This is a genomic window from Hymenobacter sp., assembly GCF_036387835.1.
Classification (GTDB): domain Bacteria; phylum Bacteroidota; class Bacteroidia; order Cytophagales; family Hymenobacteraceae; genus Hymenobacter.
In genome coordinates, this window is sequence record NZ_DASVSY010000066.1 from 27,717 (window position 1) to 47,578 (window position 19,862).

The 19,862-nt window shown below is 55.4% G+C and carries 19 protein-coding genes and 1 pseudogene; 10 read left to right on the top strand and 10 right to left on the bottom strand.

Going from position 1 to position 19,862, the window contains the following annotated elements; genetic code table 11:
- Window positions 1-234: 234 nt before the first annotated feature.
- The 4 genes from VF639_RS12385 to VF639_RS12400 all read right to left on the bottom strand — a co-directional run bounded on the left by VF639_RS12385 (window position 235) and on the right by VF639_RS12400 (window position 2,887).
- Window positions 235-648: an STAS/SEC14 domain-containing protein gene (locus tag VF639_RS12385; RefSeq protein WP_331146222.1), complete on the bottom strand. Its 414-nt coding sequence runs from the start codon at window positions 646-648 to the stop codon at window positions 235-237.
- 363 nt (window positions 649-1,011) lie between these two features.
- On the bottom strand, window positions 1,012-1,392 hold the full coding sequence (locus tag VF639_RS12390) for a hypothetical protein (protein ID WP_331146223.1): 381 nt from the start codon (window positions 1,390-1,392) through the stop codon (window positions 1,012-1,014).
- Entirely contained in the window at window positions 1,376-1,867 is a 492-nt protein-coding gene (locus VF639_RS12395; RefSeq protein ID WP_331146224.1) for a Panacea domain-containing protein, read from the bottom strand. Before VF639_RS12395 ends, VF639_RS12390 begins: the two co-directional genes overlap by 17 nt.
- A gap of 369 nt (window positions 1,868-2,236) precedes the next feature.
- Window positions 2,237-2,887 carry an HAD family hydrolase gene (locus tag VF639_RS12400; RefSeq protein ID WP_331146225.1) on the bottom strand — a complete coding sequence of 217 codons (651 nt, stop codon included), beginning with the start codon at window positions 2,885-2,887 and terminating at the stop codon, window positions 2,237-2,239.
- Between the two features lie 448 nt (window positions 2,888-3,335).
- Here VF639_RS12400 and VF639_RS12405 point away from each other — a divergent pair, with 448 nt between their 5' ends.
- Both VF639_RS12405 and VF639_RS12410 read left to right on the top strand, forming a co-directional pair.
- A complete protein-coding gene (locus VF639_RS12405) occupies window positions 3,336-5,780 on the top strand; it encodes a TonB-dependent receptor (protein ID WP_331146226.1) in 2,445 nt (814 codons plus the stop codon).
- A gap of 109 nt (window positions 5,781-5,889) precedes the next feature.
- A complete protein-coding gene (locus VF639_RS12410) occupies window positions 5,890-7,092 on the top strand; it encodes a lactonase family protein (protein WP_331146227.1) in 1,203 nt (400 codons plus the stop codon).
- 350 nt (window positions 7,093-7,442) lie between these two features.
- Here the strand turns inward: VF639_RS12410 and VF639_RS12415 are convergent, their stop codons facing one another.
- Window positions 7,443-7,946, bottom strand: coding sequence for a hypothetical protein (locus VF639_RS12415; RefSeq protein WP_331146228.1), 504 nt, complete (start codon window positions 7,944-7,946; stop codon window positions 7,443-7,445).
- A 99-nt stretch (window positions 7,947-8,045) separates the two neighbouring features.
- On the opposite strand from VF639_RS12415, the gene VF639_RS12420 reads away from it, so the two are divergent.
- Both VF639_RS12420 and VF639_RS12425 read left to right on the top strand, forming a co-directional pair.
- Entirely contained in the window at window positions 8,046-9,023 is a 978-nt protein-coding gene (locus VF639_RS12420; protein WP_331146229.1) for an NAD(P)H-quinone oxidoreductase, read from the top strand.
- 186 nt (window positions 9,024-9,209) lie between these two features.
- Window positions 9,210-9,872 (top strand): NAD(P)H-binding protein, encoded by a 663-nt coding sequence (locus tag VF639_RS12425; RefSeq protein WP_331146230.1) that lies wholly within the window; start codon window positions 9,210-9,212, stop codon window positions 9,870-9,872.
- Window positions 9,873-9,992: 120 nt separating this feature from the next.
- Here the strand turns inward: VF639_RS12425 and VF639_RS12430 are convergent, their stop codons facing one another.
- From VF639_RS12430 to VF639_RS12440, 3 genes are all read right to left on the bottom strand, one after another.
- Window positions 9,993-10,613, bottom strand: coding sequence for a thioredoxin family protein (locus VF639_RS12430; protein ID WP_331146231.1), 621 nt, complete (start codon window positions 10,611-10,613; stop codon window positions 9,993-9,995).
- Between the two features lie 87 nt (window positions 10,614-10,700).
- Entirely contained in the window at window positions 10,701-11,657 is a 957-nt protein-coding gene (locus tag VF639_RS12435; protein ID WP_331146232.1) for a hypothetical protein, read from the bottom strand.
- Between the two features lie 46 nt (window positions 11,658-11,703).
- Complete coding sequence (locus VF639_RS12440; RefSeq protein ID WP_331146233.1) at window positions 11,704-12,192, bottom strand: TlpA family protein disulfide reductase; 489 nt, start codon at window positions 12,190-12,192, stop codon at window positions 11,704-11,706.
- A gap of 257 nt (window positions 12,193-12,449) precedes the next feature.
- On the opposite strand from VF639_RS12440, the gene ispG reads away from it, so the two are divergent.
- From ispG to VF639_RS12455, 3 genes are all read left to right on the top strand, one after another.
- On the top strand, window positions 12,450-14,441 hold the full coding sequence (gene ispG, locus VF639_RS12445) for a (E)-4-hydroxy-3-methylbut-2-enyl-diphosphate synthase (RefSeq protein ID WP_331146234.1): 1,992 nt from the start codon (window positions 12,450-12,452) through the stop codon (window positions 14,439-14,441).
- A gap of 432 nt (window positions 14,442-14,873) precedes the next feature.
- Window positions 14,874-15,557, top strand: coding sequence for an HAD family hydrolase (locus tag VF639_RS12450; RefSeq protein WP_331146235.1), 684 nt, complete (start codon window positions 14,874-14,876; stop codon window positions 15,555-15,557).
- A gap of 48 nt (window positions 15,558-15,605) precedes the next feature.
- Window positions 15,606-15,926: a DUF6984 family protein gene (locus tag VF639_RS12455; protein WP_414654714.1), complete on the top strand. Its 321-nt coding sequence runs from the start codon at window positions 15,606-15,608 to the stop codon at window positions 15,924-15,926.
- Window positions 15,927-16,008: 82 nt separating this feature from the next.
- On the opposite strand, the gene VF639_RS12460 is transcribed toward VF639_RS12455, so the two are convergent.
- The gene (locus VF639_RS12460) at window positions 16,009-16,548 is read right to left on the bottom strand and encodes a nuclear transport factor 2 family protein (RefSeq protein ID WP_331146237.1); all 540 of its coding nucleotides are present in this window, start codon (window positions 16,546-16,548) and stop codon (window positions 16,009-16,011) included.
- A 523-nt stretch (window positions 16,549-17,071) separates the two neighbouring features.
- Between VF639_RS12460 and VF639_RS12465 the strand changes: the two genes are divergently transcribed.
- The 3 genes from VF639_RS12465 to VF639_RS12475 all read left to right on the top strand — a co-directional run bounded on the left by VF639_RS12465 (window position 17,072) and on the right by VF639_RS12475 (window position 19,685).
- Complete coding sequence (locus VF639_RS12465) at window positions 17,072-18,838, top strand: AMP-dependent synthetase/ligase (RefSeq protein ID WP_331146238.1); 1,767 nt, start codon at window positions 17,072-17,074, stop codon at window positions 18,836-18,838.
- Window positions 18,839-19,026: 188 nt separating this feature from the next.
- Window positions 19,027-19,197 carry a DUF6728 family protein gene (locus VF639_RS12470; RefSeq protein ID WP_243794218.1) on the top strand — a complete coding sequence of 57 codons (171 nt, stop codon included), beginning with the start codon at window positions 19,027-19,029 and terminating at the stop codon, window positions 19,195-19,197.
- Window positions 19,198-19,328: 131 nt separating this feature from the next.
- A complete protein-coding gene (locus VF639_RS12475; protein ID WP_331146239.1) occupies window positions 19,329-19,685 on the top strand; it encodes an MmcQ/YjbR family DNA-binding protein in 357 nt (118 codons plus the stop codon).
- Between the two features lie 45 nt (window positions 19,686-19,730).
- Here the strand turns inward: VF639_RS12475 and VF639_RS25490 are convergent.
- Window positions 19,731-19,862 (bottom strand): annotated as a pseudogene (locus tag VF639_RS25490) (IS701 family transposase); the annotation flags it as partial.

Sequence of the window (19,862 nt, forward strand, 5' to 3'; positions counted from 1 at the left end):
GGTGATTTAGTCTTCGCTGTTAGGGTGTTTGTCAGACTCGTCACCAAGCTTTGAATGTCTTGCGCGGTGTGGCGCCTAATCCCATTCTATGCGTTCTAGACTTTGTCGTTTCTTATGCCATAGCCAAGGCCTAGTTTGTAGGTAGGTGTTGGCAACTGTGGCATCGTGCCTAGAAAGCACGATGCCACAGTTGCCCTTTAGGGGTTAATCCACCACCGTTGTCCGACCAGAACCTTATGCTTGCTGAGCGGCTCGTAGCCATTCCAGGCCTTCAATAACACTGTCGAAGATGCTCATTTGCAACTTCCCACTAATCTCGTTGTGCAGGTTGTGAGCTGAAAAAGCAGCGAAGGACTCTACACTCACTATGTGGGCAAAATGAGTAAGCCCGGCTTGTATGGCCCGCGGTGCCCAATCGTTGGTAATCCAGTCCAGCGAATGGTCCCATGGGCCGACCACTTTGCTGTTATCGTTTAGCATATAAGGACAATTATGCTCCTTGCTGATCTTCAGACTAGTGTTGGCGCCCCCTACAACGCCGGGATAGGTTTGATAGCCAAACCAATTATTATAAACTACATTGATTGCTTCGTGAAACTCAATAGTAAGGTAGACCTCGCCGAAGGTGTTGCGTATTTCCGTTTTCATACTACAAGTCAATCATGCGCCGGTAGTGGCAGGTAGCAAGAAGTGCAATAGCTTTGTAGGACCGTACCAAGGTATCAGCCCCGGCAATTGGCTACCATCACTTGCATTGCTAACCAGGTTGTACTTACTGTCTTTTGGTGGAAGTAATAATATAGTAAGTAATATATAACACGGGCGTGGGATTAAAGTTACAGAAGGAATTATGCGTGATGAATCATACGCAAAGCGTATAATAGTTTCACGATACCTACCACAACGGTAGGTGAATCGAGAATTCCTGAAGCTGTCTGCTTCTATCAGGTCCGGAGTGGCTTCCTTGGCTCAGCTAGCTCTAGCTTGGGAAATACCACGGCAACTGTTCCCTCACTCTTCTATCGTGCGGGTTAAATACCGAGTCATCAAACCGCCTAAAAAGCCGGAGCCGGCCAACTGAAACAGGTGGTCGATAAAGTCCAGTTGCTCTTTGTTGAGCCAGAACTGGTCGGGAGGCAGGAAAACGTGGCAGGCCCGAATGACCAGGGCAACCAATAGCAGGATGCCGGCCGCAACCAGCAAAACCAGCAGAACCCAGTGCAGCAGGTTGCGGGCCTGCTGGTCGCGGCGGTGTTTGCCTTTGCGCTTATCTTCCTCAAACCAATCTTTTTCCTGCTCGGCAGCTTGCAGTGCTCCGCGGCGGGTTGGGCGCTTCTCGGCCTGGATGGCGTTGAGGTCGGGCGTGGGTTTGGGACTAGGCGGCGTTGGCACTCGCTAAAACCTGGTAGTGCGACTGAATGGCATCGTTGGCAATGGGTACGGCCCGGCTGGCTTTGCCGCCCTTGTTGTGCCAGGTGTCGAACCAAGGCGTCCGCTCCTGGTGCGTCAGGGCCGATAATTCAACGGCTGAATAATCTTTGTACTCTTCCCAAATTTTGTCGAGAAAAGCGGCCAGCTCGGGCTTGCTGATGGTGTAGTAGATGCTCTGGCCGTTGGCACTGAGCGTACCGGCTGGTTCGGAAATGGGAGCTCCCCCGTACACTTTGAAATGGTCGTAGACGGAAGGAACCACCGGACCGTATTTCCAGGCTTGTACAGCTTCGGCAATCAGAGGCTCCCCGGTCAAACCCAAGTACCAGCCGTGGGCTACATAAACGAGCTTCACGAGTTTCATGGGCGTGACAGGAATGCCGGAATCCAATGACTTCCTAACGAAGTAATTAGCTACTGCAACTGCATTTTCCATGAGTGAGGCGTATTTAAAAAATTAAAGCAACTATAGCGCGAAACACAAAGGTATATACGAACAATTCCCAATACGTGCAAGCTGTTGTGATTTAAGTTATAATTATGGGTAAAAATCTAACGCTTAATTCTGCTTTCGAGTAACTGATTTGCACGAAGCAAGAAGGTAATTACGAAGCTATCCAGGAAGTTACTCGAACGTCCTGCAGAGGCGGAGCATCCCGCCATGGTGGTAATTACCACTCCCGCATCAGCATGCAAGATGCTTCGGCTGCGCCTCTGCAGGACGTTGTAAAGGAGTTTGCCGAACTTTTTAAACAGCCTTTGTTTAAATGCTTATGCAAAACATATGGCTTATTGGGGAAACACGCTACAGCAAGCTGTTCATAAATTCATCAGTGAAGTCGTTGGCAAAATGCAGCACGTTTGGCAGATGAATAAATTCGGGCGGCTGGTGCGTGGTGGTTAACACAACGGCTTGCATACCGGCATTTTGAGCGGCCTCGGCTCCTTTGGGCACATCTTCGAAAACGATGCAATCGGCGGGCGGTACGTGTAGTTGGGCGGCAGCTTTAAGGAAAGTTTCGGGGTGGGGTTTGCTTAATACTACATCATCAGCACTGACAACGGCGGTGAAGTAGTGCCGGATATTCAAATTGTCGAGCACAAAGTCGATGTTGAAAGGAATGGCGGCCGAACCAATAGCCATCGGAATTTGACGCTGGTAAGCACTTTCCAGGAAGTCGTGGAGGCCGGGCAGAAGCTGCAGATGCGGCAGAAACTCTTCCTGATAACGCTTTTCCTTTTCAATGGCTAGGCGCTCCATTTCCTCTTCCGTGAATTTATCGGAGCCAAACAGCCTCACCAGCACTTCCTGATTTTTCCCGTACATCTGGGGCTTGATTTCGTCCCAACTGAAATTGCCACCTAAGTCGTGGTTGAGTAGATGTTGCCAAGCCCTGGTATGATATTCCATATCATGGATCATGGTACCATTAAGATCGAAAATGAAAGCTTTCATAAACTGATTGAAGTAGACGAAGTGCGTGCAAACCTACCATGCAATAAGCACAACCGCCGTTGTTGCCCGCAATGCCATTGGCATTCGTAAGCCAGTTCGCTCCAACAGTTATCAGCTCCGGCTTATCTCAATTCCCTGTACGTAGGCAACTAGGCGCTGCATTCGGTGTTCTTTAGCTTCGTAGCCGAACGGGTTTTCAAGAATTGACGTAAGCAAATCTAAGCCCCTGTAAGCTTCTGTTAATTAATGTCTTGAATAAGCGCATCTGCGCAGTTGCGGAGGTTTCTGGTGTTAGCTAAAAGCATTTAGCAGTTAATTATTGTTTATTAACCCTGCTCATTGGCTGGGTAAAAGAAAAGCTGGCCGAGTTGGTAGCATTTGTGTCGTATTATCCTGTTTCATGATCAAAAAACGTACTATTTCCTGCTCTCTTGTTTGCCTACTGGTAATGCTGATAAGCTGGCCGCTAGCCGGGCGGGCGCAATCGGGGGCGGTGCGCGGCACTTTGTTCGACGCTGCTACCAACCAGCCGCTGCCGTTTGCCAACGTGGTATTGCTGCGGACGCAGGATTCTAGTTTTGTAGCAGGTGCGCAAACCACCGAGAGCGGGGCTTTTGCTTTGGAGAAGCTGGCCGTAGGCACTTACACCATGCAGGCCACGGTGATAGGCTACCGTAGCGGGCGGCGCGTAGTAACGCTGACCGCCGCCGCGCCCGTAGCGCAGTTAGGTACGTTGCGGCTGCGCTCCACGGCCACGCAGCTCAAGGAAGTGAAGGTGGAAGGCGAGCGGGCGCCGGTAACGGCCAACCTTGATAAGAAAGTGGTAAACGTGGCCAAAGACCTGACGGCCGTGGGCGGCACGGCCACCGACGTGCTGCAAAACGTGCCTTCCATCACCGTTGACCAGAGCGGCTCAGTGAGTTTGCGCGGCTCGGGCAGCGTCACCATCTTTATTGATGGCAAGCCAACGGGCGCCGCCGGGGGCGGGCAGAGCACCTCGCTCGACCAGATACCGGCCAGCTCCATCGAAAGCATTGAAGTGATTACCAATCCTAGCTCGCGCTACGATGCCGAAGGCTCGGCGGGTATCATCAACATCATTCTCAAAAAAGAACGAAAAGACGGCCTCAACGGGCTAGCCAGCGCGAACGTGGGCACCAAAGACAAGTACAACACGTCGGTGAGTTTAAACTACCACAAGGGCAACTGGAACGTGTTTGGGAGCTACGACTTCCGGCAAGACCGGCGCACCGGCTACGGCAGCTTGCGCCAAACTACCGTCGATGCCCTGCGCGACTCACTTACGCAGGAGCTGACGGGGGAAACGCGCACCCTGGATCTGGTGCAGAACCGTAGCGGCGTCAACTACAACACCTCGCACGCCGTGCGCCTTGGGGTGGACTACAGTTTTACGCCCACCCAAACGCTGACGTTTCTGGTGCAGCCGCGCTACAACGAGCAGTCGGCTATTGAAGACATTATCTCGCGCCAAACCAACCGCTCGGCCAGCGACGCGCCCATGTACTTGGGGACCAATAACCGCTACAACACATCGGGTGGTAGTAACCGCTCCGCCGATATTTCGCTGGATTACCGCCACACCTGGACCGAGCACAAAGGCCGGGAGCTAACGGCCAACGTGCTCTACACGCCCATCAGCAGTGGAAACAACCTGAATTCCAACCTCTATTACCTGCTCGACGGACAGTCGCCCACGCAGCAGCAGGCATTCCGCGACCGTATCGACCAGGGTTCGGGGCAAGTGGATTACGTGCGGCCTTTCGGTGAGAAAGGCCGGCTGGAAACCGGCGCGAAAAGTGTGTGGCGGCAGTATGACAGTGACTATCAGTTTAGCAGTTCCGAGCAGTTGATTTTCGACCCCTCCAACCGCTTTGTGTATAAAGAACTTGTGCAGGCGGCTTACGGCACGTATGGCAACGCGGCAGGTAAATTCAGCTACCAGGGCGGCTTGCGCGTAGAGCAAACCAACACCCGTGGCGAGCAGCGCGCCACCGGCGAGCAGTTCACGCGCAGCTACCTGAATCTGTTTCCGAGCGCGGTACTGGCCTATGACCTGGCCGAGGAGCAGCGGCTACAGCTTGCGTATTCGCGCCGCGTCAACCGTCCCGACGACGATGATCTGAACCCTTTTACCGATCGGTCGGACCCGCTGAACTTGAGCACGGGCAACCCGCTGCTGCTGCCCGAATACATTCATTTGGTGGAGCTAGGCCACCAAAAAACTTTCGGTAAGGCGACCACCTTAAGTTCCACCGCATTTTATAGTGTGGAAACCCAAACCATCAAGCGCCTGCGCGAAGTCATCACCGATCCGCTCACCGGCAATCAGGTTACCAACACCAGCGAGGTAAACCTTGGCGACGAAATCAATTATGGCCTGGAACTGGTGGGGGCCACCGAGTTGACTTCAATTTGGAAGTTGAACGCCAACGGGTCGGCTTTTCGGCGCATCATCAAGTTCAGCGGCCCGCAAACCGAAATCAACAACAGCAACTTCGTGTACACGGCCCGTATCAACTCCACGGTTTCGCCGACCAAGAAGCTGGACATGCAGGTGTCGGTCAATTACCGCTCGCCGGTGGTTACGGCGCAGGGTCGCCGCCAAACGTCGTTCAATACCGACGTGGCGGTCAAGCAAAGCGTGCTGAAAGACCGGGGAAGTATCACGCTGCGGGTGTCAGATATTTTTAACACGCAGCGCTTCAACTTTACGGCTTACGGGCCCGGGCTGGAATCGGTGAGTGGCAACAAGCGCGAAACCCGCATTGCATTTCTTGGATTTACTTACCGGTTCGGCCAAAACGGGGCGGAAAACAAGAACCAGCGCCGCCCCGAGGCCAATTCAGATTCCAATGGGGGCTTTGAGCAATAGGAGGTAGGAGAAGGATTTTTGTAGTTTGCCTCGTCGTCAGCGAAATCCGGGTTGTTCTGGGTGTTCTGGTGGCACGACTCGACAACTTCTCACTGCTTTATCTGCTCTAATGACTCGACCATCGTATTCGCGCCGCAGTTTTCTTGGAAACGTCGGGCTTGGCTTGGTGCTGGCTTCTTTCTCGGTAGTAGGCTGTGCGCGGGTTGTGCCCGGCCCCGACGCGCCGGGGTATCTGGTGTATATCGGTACCAACGTGAGTGCGGAAACCGAGAATACGATTTTCTTGTACCGACTCAACCCTACTACCGGGGCGCTGACGCAGGTAAGCGGCCTGAAAGGCGGCGCGAGTCCGACCTACCTGACCCTGGATGCCAAGCGGCAGCACTTGTACGCCGTCAACGAAACCAACACGTTTCGGGGGGCGCCAAGCGGGGCCGTTAGTGCTTTCACAATCGACCCCAAAACCGGGGGGCTAACGCTGCTAAGCCAAGAGTCGTCGCAGGGCGCTTCGCCGTGCTACATCAGCCTAGACCGCACCGAAAAAGCAGTGCTGGTGGCCAATTATATGGGCGGCAACGTGAGCGTGCTGCCCGTGCAGGCCGATGGGCGGGTGGGAACCCCCACCGCCATGGACCAGCACCAAGGCAGCGGGCCGCACAAAAACCAAACGGCCCCGCACGCCCATTGTTTCCTCCCGGACCCGGCCAATAAGTACGACTTCGCCGTGGACCTCGGCACCGATAAAGTGTACAGCTACCAGCTCGACCCCGCCTCGGGCAAGCTCACCAACCAGCCGGCCCCGGCCTTTACCGCCAAGCCCGGTGCGGGCCCCCGCCACCTCACGTTCCACCCGAACGGCCGCAACGCCTACCTCATCAACGAGCTGAACTCCACGGTAACGGCCCTGACTTACGATGCCGCACAAGGTACGTTCAGTGAAATACAGACGCTCTCCACCTTGCCGGCAGATTTTGTGGGCGAAAATTCCTGCGCCGATATTCACGTCTCGCCCGACGGCAAGTTCCTGTACGCTTCCAACCGGGGCCACAACAGCATTGCCGTATTCGCCATTGATAGCCGCAGCAACCTGACGCTGATTCAGCACGAAAGCACCCAAGGCAAAACGCCGCGCAATTTCACCCTCGATCCGGCCGGCCGCTTGCTGCTGGTAGGCAACCAGAATACCAACAACGTCTTCACCTACTACATCGACAAGCAGTCGGGCAAACTGCGCCCCACCGGCCAGTCCATCACCATTCCTTCGCCCATGTTCTTGTTCGTTACTTCCGACTTTACGCAGGGTGGCAAATAGTCAGTAGAGGAATCATGTTGGGAACATCTGAAAAGCTTCCTGTCCTGCTGCACTATGCTGATATTAAATGCGCCACTTGATTAGAGCTAAGGCAAAGAAGCTGGTTTCCCTCCTCAGCTAAGAAGGAAAACCAGCTTCTTTGCCTTAGCTCTAGCTGGTGTCTTTTTTATGCAACACGGGTTTAGTTGCTCGAAATAGTGCCGTTCTACTTAATCCAATTTGCGAATTAGCCGCGTAGCGGTGCCAGACGGGCAGGCGTTTCTGGCACCGCTACGCGGCGCTGCACCACGTAAGGCGCTAGTTTCTACAAACCTGAAGCCGCTACGCGGCTACTCCGCCACTTGAGTTACTTAGGCTGGCAGCTCACGGGGCGGTTCTGCCTCGTTGTCCTCTAAAAGGTGGGCGCTGGTGCCATGGTCGGGGAAGAGGCGTTTCCAGACGCCCTGCTTTAGTTCTTCCAGACGAACAAGGCTTTCCTGCACGGTGGGGTTGGCGCGGAGCTTATCGAAGAGGCCGGTGCGCTGCCCGACTTTCACCATTTGCTCCAGCACGAAAGGCAGAATCCAGCCGATAACGCTGGACGCCAGGGCTCCGCGCAGCCCGAGGCGGATCAGCAGCCGGGCCGCCATGCGCTCTAGCAGCAGCGCGCGGGCGGCGGGCAAGGCCTTATCGGTTAGGAAGTCGGCAACGAGCTTGGCGTTGCCTTTCTTGACTTCGGCCCGCAACACTTCCTGAATGGAATCGAGGGCCGAGGCGGCGGTTTTGCGGAACAGGCGGCCGGTTTGCCAGGCGGCCATGCCCGTGAGTTGGCCGGCGGTTCGAAGGATTTGCGGGAGTAGGCTCAGCTTCTTCATGGCAAGCAAGAAACGGAAAATGCACCAGGAAAGCAGCGCGGCGCTTCCGCTTCGCGTAGTACTCTGCGCACTATTACCTTCTCACGCCACTTTCCTGCCATGAACGCCATTGTTATTTCCGCTGCTGGCGGCCCCGAGGTCCTGGGTCTGCAAACACAACCCACGCCCCAATCAGCGGCCCACGAAGTGCTGGTCCGGGTACACGCCGCCGGGGTCAACCGTCCTGATGTGCTCCTGCGACAAGGAAAATACGCCGGTTCCGGCGACGTAAGCGGTACAGTGCCGGGCCTCGAAATAGCAGGCACCGTGGAGCAGTGCGGCCCCGACGTGTCGCGCTGGCAGGTGGGCGACCAGGTATGTGCTTTGTTAGCGGCCGGGGGCTACGCCGAATACGCCGTGGTAGATGCCCGGCACTGCTTGCCGGTACCGGCCGGTTGGAGCTTTACGGAAGCGGCCAGTTTGCCCGAAACCGTGTTTACGGTGTGGCATAACGTATTTCAGCGGGGGCAGCTGCAACCCGGCGAAACGCTGCTCGTGCACGGAGGCAGCAGCGGCATCGGTATTACGGCCGTGCAGCTGGCCCACGCGCTAGGTTGCCGGGTAGCTGCCACGGTGGGCAGTGCCGCCAAAGCCGAGGCCGTTCGGGCCTTGGGTGCCGAGGTAGTGGTTAACTACCAAGAAGACGATTTCGAGGAAGTGGTCAGGGCCATAGGAGGCGCCGATGTGGTGCTGGACATGATAGGCGGCGACTACACGCCTAAAAACCTGCGCCTGCTCCGCGACGATGGCCGCTTGGTGTTCATCAACGCCATGCGGGGCGGCCCCGCCGACTTCAACGCGCTGGACGTGATGCGCCGCCGCCTCACCATCAGCGGTAGTACCTTGCGGCCACGTTCCGCTGACTTCAAGGCGGCGCTGGCGGCCGAGGTCGAGGGCCACGTGTGGCCGCTGCTGGGCGAGGGCAGGTTTCGGCCGGTGCTCTACCGCACGTTCCCGCTGAGCGAGGCAGTTGCCGCTCATCAGCTTCTGGAGAGCAGCGAGCATATAGGCAAGATTGTGCTGACTGTAGGCGAATAAGGCTGTGACCGGGTAACCGCTAGCGCAACAAGCAGCTTAGGCAACGGAATAAGCGGAATTAAATACCAATTAAATTCCAAGAACTACCCGTAAATAATCGGTTTGCGTAAAAGCTCAACAGGAATGTGATTTTTGCGTTACTTTAAAACGCTTGCCCTTCCTTGCTCCACACTCCTCGTGCGCTTCATGAAAACTGCTTTACTCATTGGGGCCACTGGCCTCGTTGGCGACTACCTATTGCGTCAATTGCTTTCCGACAACCGGTTTTCGACCATCAAAGTATTCACGCGCCGGCCGACTGGCTACCAAAATCCAGAGAAACTGGAAGAGCATCTCGTGGATTTCGATGAGCCCGAGATGTGGCAGCACCACTTGACGGGCGACGTGCTATTCTCAACCTTAGGCACCACGTTACGGCAAGCGGGCAGCCAGAGCGCCCAATACAAAGTAGACTATAACTATCAGTACCGGGCGGCCGAAGCGGCGGCCCAAAACGGCGTGGTAACCTACGTGCTGGTTTCTTCGGCCTCGGCCGACCCCGATGCGTTTGTGTTCTACACCCGCATGAAAGGCGAGTTGGAGCGGTCAATCAAGCGGCTCCCGTTTCAGCGCATCCGCATCGTTCAGCCCGGCATGCTGACTGGAAACCGCCGGGAGCCCCGGCTGGCCGAGCGCATTGCGCTGCCACTAGCCGCCATGGTGGCCTACATTCCCGGTCTGGCCCCGTTCCGGCCCATCCACGGCCGGGAAGTGGCGCAAGCCATGATCAACGCCGCCCTCGACGAGAAGCTCGGCGTGCAAACCGATACCCTGGAAGGTGTATTTAAGCGAGCCAGCAAAAGGCAGTAACGCGAAGCTCCGGCTTCCGCGAACGAGCGAAGCGAGTAGCTGGCGTTGGCGCAAGTGGCGCGGTACCAGCTACTCGCTTCGCTCGTTCGCGGAAGCCGGAGCTTCGCGTTACTTTCTAAGCTACGCTTTACGCCACTTGATGCCGCAGCCGATGGCCTTGGTGGAGTTGGTAGAGGCGGGTTTGCCGGCCAGAATTTCAGTCATGGCGTTTTCCACGTACTTGGTTTTTACCAGTTTAGGGTCTTCCGAGTTGTCGTCGATGGCACCGATGTAGCTTACTTTGAACTCGTTGCCGGCGCCCTGGCGAGTGAGCACGTAGAGGTGGGGCGTGCGGGTAGCGCCGTAGGTTTGGGCTACTTGTTGAGTTTCATCGAAGAGGTAGGGGAAAGGGTAGCTCTTGTTTTTGGCTTGGGCCTGCATGGCCGCAAACGAGTCGCCGGGGGCAATAGCGGGGTCGTTGGGGTTGATGGCCACTACCGGGTAGCCTTGGCTAGCGTACTTCTGGTGCAGCGCGATGATGCGGCTTTCGTAGGCTTTGGCGTAGGGGCAGGTATTGCAGGTAAATACCACGATGTAGCCCTTGGCGGTCTTGTTATCAGCCAAGGATACCACCTTGCCGTCTACATTCTTGAGCTTGAAATCAGCGGCTTTGTCGCCGACCTGGTAGCCGGCCAGCGGACGAACGTAGCTGCTCAGCACCAGCATCAGGCAGGCCGCCAGGAAAGGAACTAGCTTTTTCATAGGAGTACGATTGGTTGAATGAAAATGAGAACTTGTTATTTAATCTGAGTTGCGGAGTCCTCTACGGATTTGAATACTCATTGTCCTTCAATAGTAAGTGGAAACAATGTTGAACGTCAGTGGTCCTTTCGCGCCTGCGCTGCCGTCCTTGATCGTGAACGTATCAATCGATTGATGAGTAGTAACCTGTTTAAAATTCCTTTTGTATACTAAATCTGTTTGAGAAACCGGGGGGCCACCATCACCGCTTCTGTAATGGAGCGTGAGGGTCTCCACAAAGTCCGTAGCCGTGCGGTAAGTGCGTACCCAATGGAGGCTCTGATTATTTCCTTCTGACCCTATTGACTGCTCAGCTGTCAGACGGCGGTGCGTCAGTTCAACTACCCAACTGCAAGCCAAGCGGTTCGTATACCGCCAAGGACGCTGCCTATTCATCCGCTCGCGTAGCTGCACTTGGCAGGTATCGCCCGTACGCGAACGGAGTAGATAGTAGCTCGCCACCGTATCGCCCCGCTCCGTCGGCTGCATTGACCGGGCATACAGCCACTGGCCGCTCCGGAACGAGCTGGGGTGTAGGCCCCACACCGCGAGCGGGTCAAAATTTTGGGTAATGAGTAGGTTAGTAGCTTCAAAATACGAATCATTCAGGTACTCGCTGGAGAGAGCAATAGATCCTTGCACGGATTCCGTAGGGTGTTTGCTACTCGTCACATAATGAGCCTTTCCCACCCGCACCGTATCGTGGTTGATGAAGCGCAACGAGTAGTTTTCCCGCATCTGCTGGCCGGTTTTCCGGTCGTTTATCGCATATTCGAGCAAGTACTTTTTGTTGCCTATCTGCAGGGAGCGTTCCACGGCTGTGTAGCCCCCTGGCACTACTGCCTGTTGGTACTTATAGGTGCTTTCCAGCCGCTGATGAAAGGCGTCATTGATAAGTTGCAACCGGTAATCTATATTGTTTTGTTGTCCTCTTGCAATTAAGGAGATGCTAAATAAAATTACCAGAAGCAGTAACCTGCTACGTCGTTCTAGGGGGGTATGCATATATATTAATTAAAATTAATACTTGGTACTCTGTACTCAACGGAAGCTACTGAAGAAACTTTTGCAGGGCAGCCGTTAGCTCGGGCTGCGTGAATTCCTTCTCGTAGGCCATACGCTTCTGCTTGCTGTTGTTGATCATCAGCGTAAAGGGCAGCGCCCCCGACCATTTGCCATCTACCTTGTCCATCCAGGTGTTGGGGTCGGTTTCGTTGAGCAGCACCACTTCCGATTTCAGGCCGCGCTTCAGCACGAAGGGCTTCACTTTCTTGTCGAGCTGCGAGGCGTAGTCCATGCTCACCAGCAGCACTTTCACTTTCTGCCGAGCATACGTGGCGTTTACCTGCTCGAAATACGGCAACTCTTTCACGCAGGGCGCGCACCACGTGGCCCAAAAGTTGATGACGTAGGTGGTATCGGTTTTGCGGTTGAGGCGCTTTTGCAGCTCTGGCAGCTTGATTAAGGCTACTTGTTGGGCCTGGCTCGGTAGTATCAGAAGCATGGCAACCACCAGAAAGAGGTATTTCAATCGAGTCATGTAAAGGAAAAGGAAGCGTGAGTTTTCTATAGACAATCAGCACCGCCAGAAGTTGCGTTTTGTCTGGTGTAGCGCGAAGCTTGGCTTTGCGTATCGTTGAACGATACTCGTTGTTGCGGTAGCAGTGCCAGTTGCTTAACGACACGCGAAGCGCCGGCTTCGCGCTACAGCATACGGTAGCAAGGCTTTCATATACACAGCCAACAACGAACCTTCCGTACCTTTGTTATCACTAAGAAACAGCTCCCCTCCGGGTTATGAATAAGACCTATTGCCCTAGCCTCACCGAGTACAAGCGCCGCCTCTCCCGCGAAGTAAAAATTGGAGACCTGCCGATGGGTGGGCTCAACCCCATTCGGGTGCAAAGCATGACCACCGTCGACACCATGGACACTTTGGGCTCGGTGGAGCAGACGCTGCGCATGGTGGAGGCCGGCTGCGAGTACGTGCGCATCACGGCGCCGAGCGTGAAGGAGGCCCAAAACCTGCTCGAAATCAAGAAGGAGCTGCGCAAGCGCGGCTGCACCGTACCCCTGATTGCGGATATTCACTTCACGCCCAACGCCGCCGAGCTAGCCGCCCGCATCGTGGAGAAAGTGCGCGTCAACCCCGGCAACTACGCCGACAAAAAGAAATTCGACTTCATCGAGTACACCGATGCCACCTACCACGCCGAGGTGGAGCGGATCCGGGAGCGGTTCCGGCCGCTGGTGCAAATCTGCAAGCAGTACGGCACCGCCATGCGCATCGGCACCAACCACGGCTCCTTGTCCGACCGTATTCTGAGCCGCTACGGCGACACGCCACTTGGCATGGTGGAATCGGCGCTGGAGTTTCTGCGCCTATGCGAAGAGGAAAATTACTACGATGTGGTGCTCAGCATGAAGGCCTCCAACACGCAGGTGATGGTGCAAGCCTACCGCCTGCTAGTGCAAAAGCTCGACGAAGAAGGCCTGCAACCCTACCCGCTGCACCTCGGCGTAACCGAAGCCGGCGAAGCCGAAGACGGCCGCATCAAATCGGCCGTCGGCATCGGCACGCTGCTTGAAGACGGCCTCGGCGACACCGTGCGCGTGAGCCTCACCGAAGCCCCCGAAGCCGAAGCGCCCGTTGCCAAAGCCCTGATTGATCGGTATACCAACCGCGCTTCGGAAGCGCAGCCCATTCGGCCGCTGCTCGAGGAAGAGCCACTGGACCCGTTCCAGTACCACCGCCGCCTCACGCATGAAGTGGGCACTTTTGGGGGCCTGAACGTGCCGCGTGTGGTGGCCGACCTTTCGCGCCTGCCGCGCCTCGAATATGCTGATCTGCGCGCCGCTGGCCACCTGTATTCCTCGTTCCTCGACAAGTTTCAGATGAGCGACTTAGGTGCCGACTTCATCTATACCGGCGAGCGGCCCGTGCCGTTTATGCTGCCCAATGGCCTCAAAGAAATCGTGACGCACAGTGCTTGGGTGGATGGCGGCCAGCGCCTCGACCATTTCCCCCTGCTCACGGCCGATACCTATTTGTCGGATTTCGCTAAGCTCCACCCACAACTCAACTTCCTGGTAGTGGAATTGGGTACGCTGGATGTCGAGCTGCTGGCGCGCTTGCGCACCGAGACCCGCGTGGTGCTAGCCTTAAATACAACCAACGCCCACGCCATGCCCGAATTGCGGCGGGCCTTCTTCGACCTGCTCGAATATGGCGTTACCTGCCCCGTGGTGATACGTCGCGTGTACACCGTGCACGACATGCCCCAAACCCAACTCGACGCCGCCACCGACGTGGGCGGCCTACTCATCGACGGCCTCGGCGACGGTATTGCCCTCTGCACCGACCTGCTGCCCGAGCAAGAGCAGGAAGCCTGGCTGCACGACATCGACCAGCTCAACCAACTGTCTTTCGGCATCCTGCAGGCGGCCCGCACCCGCATGTCCAAAACTGAATACATCAGCTGCCCAAGCTGCGGCCGTACCCTGTTCGACCTTCAGGAAACCACCGCCATGATCCGCAAGCGCACCGACCACCTCAAGGGCGTTAAAATCGGTATCATGGGCTGCATCGTGAACGGCCCCGGCGAAATGGCCGACGCCGACTACGGCTACGTGGGCGTGGGCAAAGGCAAAATTGCCCTCTACCGCGGCCAGGAAGTCATCAAGAAAGCCGTGCCCGAAGGCCAAGCCGTCGATGAGCTCATCGAGCTAATGCGCGAAGACGGCCGCTGGATTGAAAAAGAGGTACTGGAAGAGCCGGTGGGAGTGTGACAAGCAAGTAGTGATAATGAAAATATTCTTATTTGCCGGCGCAGCTGAATTAGACTGGATTGAGGCTAAGGTTATTGATGCCTCAATGGGTGTGATTGGCGGAAACCTACATCCGACTTTGGTATACTTTATATCTACTTTATAGAGTATCAATCCTTCTTTCGGGCACATACCCTGCTGAGCGATTGGGAGCAATTGGAAAAGCTAAAATTACGTGCCGTAGCTGAGAAGTATGGAGAATTAAAATGTGAAGGAGGGATTTGCTTTACTGACGTCGAAGAGTTTGCCGAAATTCCAATTGATGTTTGCGGAGTTGGGCATGATGTGATGAATGAATTCCTCTCGGGAGATAACGCCTGAAATTAGAAGGAGTACGCAGTTTCTCATTCCAATAAAGACACTTTACCTCGCACCTACTATTTCTATTTCCACATGATTCGCACTGTCATTTTCGATATGGACGGGGTCTTGGTTGACACCGAGCCACTGCACCACGACGCCTTTTTTCGCCACTTCACCGAGTTAGGCGTTACAGTTTCTCCCGAAGAATACGGCACTTTTCTGGGGGCTTCTACCCGCAACGTGTACCAGCAGGTCAAAGAGCGGTTTAAGCTACCTCAGGATCTGGACGAACTGATGGACCGGAAGCGAGAGTTGTTTGCCAAAGCCTTCAACGAGTCCAAGGAGTTAGATCTGATTCCTGGCGCCCGGCAGTTGGTGGAAGACTTACACGAACACGGCGTGCCGCTGGTAGTAGCTTCCTCCGCTTCCAGGGGTACTATCGACCGGGTATTTACCCGCTTTGCGCTGTACCCGTTTTTCGCGCACATCGTCAGTGGCGAAGACTTCACTAAGTCGAAGCCCGACCCGGCTATCTTTCTGCGAGCGGCCGAACTAACGAGCACGCCGCCGACTGAGTGTCTGGTAGTGGAGGATGCCGCCAACGGCGTAGCCGCGGCCAAAGCAGCTGGTATGTACTGCATTGGTTACAGCAGCGAGCATTCGCAAGGCCAGGATTTGCACCATGCCGACCGCGTTGTGTCCAACCTGGCGGAGCTTGACGCGGCCACGATTCTGGCCTTTCCGGGCGCTACCGACTCCGTTGGAGCCGTATAACTAGCTCGTTGCTCCCGCAGGTGGCGTAGCTGTGGCAGCTTCTGAACTATGATCAAACGCTCGCTTAAACTGCCAGAGCTGGGCTTACTCATTTTCATGCTTCGCGGCAAACCCGGCACCGAACGCCTGTTGGGGCTGCTGCACCGGGTTGAGGTAGCAGAGCTGAAAGCTGGCGAAACGGGCGGCTTACGCTTTACCAGTAGCCAAGCCAACCGCAGGTTAGGCGAGCGAATTGCTAACACTCAATTTCTGGACGAAGACGGCGTAATGGTATTTGCTTCGCTGTACCTAGATCAGGAAGGTGAGCTATACGAGCTAGATTACTGGAAAACTGCCGACAGCGCATTGCTGCGCATACCGGCTTTTTAGTTGTTGATTGCGGGATGCTGATTGTTTCGTCGTTCCGGCGCTTTGCTGAACAAGCAGCAATCAACTTCCCGCAATCAACAATCTACTTGCACTTCTCTTTGCGGCGGGTATCGATGACGTGGGCAATTTTCCAGCCGCCGGCTAGCTTCACTAGTTGAAAGGAATTATAGCCGCAGTGGCTGAAGGTGCTGCCGAGGTAGAATTCGTAGGGCGTCCAGACGCTGGCCAGGTTGGCGTCAATCAGTACTTTATCGAAAGTGATGCGCTCGTCCCATATTTCCTTGTGGGGCTTGCCTACTGCTTTCACAAACTCCGACGGGTTTTCGGAACGAAGTTCGGTGGTGCCGTTGCGATTGGCAATGGTGTGGAAGACGGCGCCGGGAGCAAAGGTGGAGCGTACCAGCGTGCTGTCGCCTTTGCGCATCCCCTCGAAAAAAGTCTGGATGGTTTTCTTGACGGCTTCGGGTTCAGCGGTGGCGGCGGCTGTTGTTTGCGCGGTGGCACAAGTGGCCGATACCAGGAACGCGGAGAGTAGTAGGTAGTGCATGGGCAGGAAGTTAAGCTGGAGCAATGACACCAGCCCTAGCACATTGTTGCGCTGTAGCACAAAGTGGCGCTTCATAATAGAGTGGGCTGTTGTAGTCAATTTAGGCTGTGTGGACAGTTAGGATCTTGTAGCGCGGAAATCCGTTCCGCGACGAGCAGCGCGAGTTCCTACGCGTCAGGATCATATGGTGCGGTACCGAATACTCGCTTTGCTCGTCGCGGAACGGATTTCCGCGCTACAAGATCCTAACTGTCCGCACACCCTAGTCAACGAAGCTGTTTAGGAAGTTACTATACTATGCCTTATCTGGCGTCCGCTTGTCGAAGCATTTCACTCGTGTAGTAGCATCAACAAACAGAGTACCTATGCTTTAGGTGGTTAACATGACGGTTACTTTGGCAACCTCAGCACGCGAGATGCTTCGGCTGCGCCTCTGCAGGACGTTCCCGACATGTTTGGTGGACTTTCCAAACAGCTTCACTGACCCCACCACTACTGCGCAAGGGTTGTTATCAATAATATTATGGGGTAGCTCAGCTATTGGCACGCGGCCGGCTACTTTTGTCGTTGCACCAGTTGCCGCTTGTTCTGCCCACCCATGGAAATTCGTCGCACCTTTGATTTATTGGCTCGTTTGGCCACTACTGCGCCTCAGGCGGATTGCCTGGTGGAAAAGAAGGCCGGTACTTGGCAGCCGCTGAGTGCCGCGCAGGTGCAGAAGCAAAGCAACCTGGTAAGCCTGGGGTTGCGGCAGCTCGGCATCGGGCACGGCGACAAAGTAGCCATCATTTCAGCCAACAGCCCCGAGTGGGTAATAGCTGACTTTGGTATTGCGCAGCTCGGCGCTGTAAGTGTGCCAATGTACCCCACCATCACGGTGGAAGATTACCGCCACATCTTCCAGGATGCCGGCGTGCGGGTGGTATTAGTGGAAAACGAAAAGCTGCTGGCTCGGGTGCAGGAGGCCGTTGCAACGCTGCCCCAAGGTCCCGAGCACATCATCACGTTCGAGGAGCTAGAGGGCAGCCACTCCTTTGCACAACTGCTTGTCTTAGGGCAATCCGCTGATCCGGCTAGCCTCACCGCGCTAAAAGCCGCCGTGTTGCCCGACGATTTGCTGACGCTGATTTATACCTCGGGCACCACCGGGCGGCCCAAGGGCGTAATGCTCAGCCACCGTAATATTCTCTACAACTGTGAAAACCTGACCAGCTACCTGCCGCTGCCGCCCGGCCAGAAAGCGCTGAGCTTCCTGCCCCTCAGCCATATTTTCGAGCGCTCCGCCACCTACCTCTACCTGATGCTAGGCTTCAGCATCTGGTACGCCGAGAGCGTGGAGCTGATTGCCGACAACCTGCGCGAGGTGCAGCCACAGGTGTTTACCACCGTGCCGCGCCTGCTGGAAAAAATCTACGATAAAATAGTTGCCAAAGGGCAAGAGCTGACTGGCACCAAGAAAAAGCTGTTTTTCTGGGCGCTGAAACTTGGCTTGCGCTACGACACGCAGCAAAACCAGGGCGCTTGGTACAACGCGCAGCTAGCTCTGGCCAACAAGCTTATCTTTAGCAAGTGGCGGGAAGCCATGGGCGGGCAGGTGCGCTACATCGTGAGCGGGGGCGGGGCGTTACAGCCGCGGCTGGCGCGGGTGTTCTGGGCGGCCGGTATCCGGGTGATGGAAGGCTACGGCATGACCGAAACCTCGCCCGTTGTTGCCGCCAGTCGTCCGGAGGCCAGCGGCAACCTCATTGGCGCCGTGGGGCCGGTAATACCCGGCGTGGAAGTGAAACTGGCGCCCGACGGTGAAATCCTGACCCGCTCACCGTCCGTCATGCAAGGCTACTACAACCGCCCCGACCTCACGGCCGAAACCATCGATGCCGACGGTTGGCTGCACACCGGCGACATTGGCGAGCTGGTGCAGGGACGGTTTCTGAAAATCATGGACCGTAAAAAAGAGATGTTCAAAACCTCCAACGGCAAGTACATCGCCCCGCAGCCGCTGGAGTCGCGGCTGTCGGAGTCGCCGCTGGTGGAGCAGGTGATGGTGGTGGGCGAGGGGCAGAAATACGCGGCGTGTTTGCTGGTACCGGCCTTCGCGGAGTTGCGTGCCTGGGCCCAAAGCCACAACCTGCCTGCCGACTTATCGGATGCTGCCTTGGCGGCGCACGCGCAGGTGCAGCAGCTCTACGAGCAGCTCGTGCAGCAAGCAACGGGCGCCTTTGCGCAGTGGGAGCAAATCAAGAAAGTAGCCTTACTGCCAGCGCTTTGGAGCGTAGAATCGGGTGAGCTAACCCCGACGCTGAAGGTGAAGCGCAAAATCATCAGCCAGAACAATGAGCAGCGGATTGCAGCACTTTATCGGTAATAAAAAAAGTAATGCAATGGGAGTATGAAGTATTTATGACGAGTGAAAAACAGTTGATAATCAACCGATTACGCAGGAATTTCCGCTCGAAAAATTTATCTTATTATTCAGAAATATAGCGAGAAAAGTAAATCATTCCGGGGCCCGGAGTGTTATATCAGCACACCAGCAAGACTTGTATTATGCGTATGAAAGGCCTGTTTAACCTTGGTCCCGTTTTCGGTTACTTCTTCCGTAAAAACGACCCAAACCGCACCACCAACTTCAACCTGCGGACTATGCACTTCATCAATAAGCTCTCCATGGCTATGTTCCTGGTTGGCTTTCTAGTGCTGCTTTACCGCTGGTTTCTTCGCTAGATTCTTCCTTCTTTGTAACGCCAACTCTTTGTTGGTGACGCTTCACTCGACGGCACCTGGTGTGCTCTCAGGAAGCGCCACTAGCACAGAGTTGGCGTTTTTTCGTTTAGGCCCTATAGCTGGAGCACCGTATGAACATTGAAGACTTCCGGGATTATTGCCTGCTGAAAGCAGGCGTGACCGAAGAAACTCCTTTTGGTCCCGACACCTTGGTGTTTAAAGTTGGCGGCAAAGTCTTCGCCCTTACGAGCATCGATACGTTTGGTAGCATCAACTTGAAGTGCGACCCGGAGCGCGCCGTGGAGCTGCGCGAACAGTACGACTATGTGCTGCCAGGCTTTCACATGAATAAAAAGCACTGGAACACCGTGCTCATCGGCACTGGCGCCTCCGACTTTCAGTTGCAAGAGTGGATCGATCATTCCTATGACCTGGTTTTGAGTGCGCTGCCCCGCAAACTGCGTGAGGAAATAGCTGATCATCAGTAGATTCCAGGATAAGTAAGTGTTTGATTGCCGTCTTATTTACTGATGTTACGCACGGAGTTGCCCGAGTTGCCGGTACATGGCTTTTAGGCCGACGGCATAGAGTTGAGCTTTGAGGCGAAAATGCCCGATGCCGCACTTGAGCTTGAGGGCCTCCAGTTTGGTGTAGGCCAACACGGC

Coding starts and splice junctions, on each gene's coding strand:
- VF639_RS12470 (WP_243794218.1), top strand. CDS start 19,027: ATGAAAGGCCTGTTTAACCTTGGTCCCGTTTTCGGTTACTTCTTCCGT.
- VF639_RS12395 (WP_331146224.1), bottom strand. CDS start 1,867: ATGGAAAATGCAGTTGCAGTAGCTAATTACTTCGTTAGGAAGTCATTG.
- VF639_RS12420 (WP_331146229.1), top strand. CDS start 8,046: ATGAACGCCATTGTTATTTCCGCTGCTGGCGGCCCCGAGGTCCTGGGT.
- VF639_RS12425 (WP_331146230.1), top strand. CDS start 9,210: ATGAAAACTGCTTTACTCATTGGGGCCACTGGCCTCGTTGGCGACTAC.
- VF639_RS12440 (WP_331146233.1), bottom strand. CDS start 12,192: ATGACTCGATTGAAATACCTCTTTCTGGTGGTTGCCATGCTTCTGATA.
- VF639_RS12450 (WP_331146235.1), top strand. CDS start 14,874: ATGATTCGCACTGTCATTTTCGATATGGACGGGGTCTTGGTTGACACC.
- VF639_RS12460 (WP_331146237.1), bottom strand. CDS start 16,548: ATGAAGCGCCACTTTGTGCTACAGCGCAACAATGTGCTAGGGCTGGTG.
- VF639_RS12475 (WP_331146239.1), top strand. CDS start 19,329: ATGAACATTGAAGACTTCCGGGATTATTGCCTGCTGAAAGCAGGCGTG.
- VF639_RS12405 (WP_331146226.1), top strand. CDS start 3,336: ATGCTGATAAGCTGGCCGCTAGCCGGGCGGGCGCAATCGGGGGCGGTG.
- VF639_RS12455 (WP_414654714.1), top strand. CDS start 15,606: ATGATCAAACGCTCGCTTAAACTGCCAGAGCTGGGCTTACTCATTTTC.
- VF639_RS12385 (WP_331146222.1), bottom strand. CDS start 648: ATGAAAACGGAAATACGCAACACCTTCGGCGAGGTCTACCTTACTATT.
- ispG (WP_331146234.1), top strand. CDS start 12,450: ATGAATAAGACCTATTGCCCTAGCCTCACCGAGTACAAGCGCCGCCTC.
- VF639_RS12400 (WP_331146225.1), bottom strand. CDS start 2,887: ATGAAAGCTTTCATTTTCGATCTTAATGGTACCATGATCCATGATATG.
- VF639_RS12415 (WP_331146228.1), bottom strand. CDS start 7,946: ATGAAGAAGCTGAGCCTACTCCCGCAAATCCTTCGAACCGCCGGCCAA.
- VF639_RS12430 (WP_331146231.1), bottom strand. CDS start 10,613: ATGAAAAAGCTAGTTCCTTTCCTGGCGGCCTGCCTGATGCTGGTGCTG.
- VF639_RS12465 (WP_331146238.1), top strand. CDS start 17,072: ATGGAAATTCGTCGCACCTTTGATTTATTGGCTCGTTTGGCCACTACT.
- VF639_RS12435 (WP_331146232.1), bottom strand. CDS start 11,657: ATGCATACCCCCCTAGAACGACGTAGCAGGTTACTGCTTCTGGTAATT.
- VF639_RS12410 (WP_331146227.1), top strand. CDS start 5,890: ATGACTCGACCATCGTATTCGCGCCGCAGTTTTCTTGGAAACGTCGGG.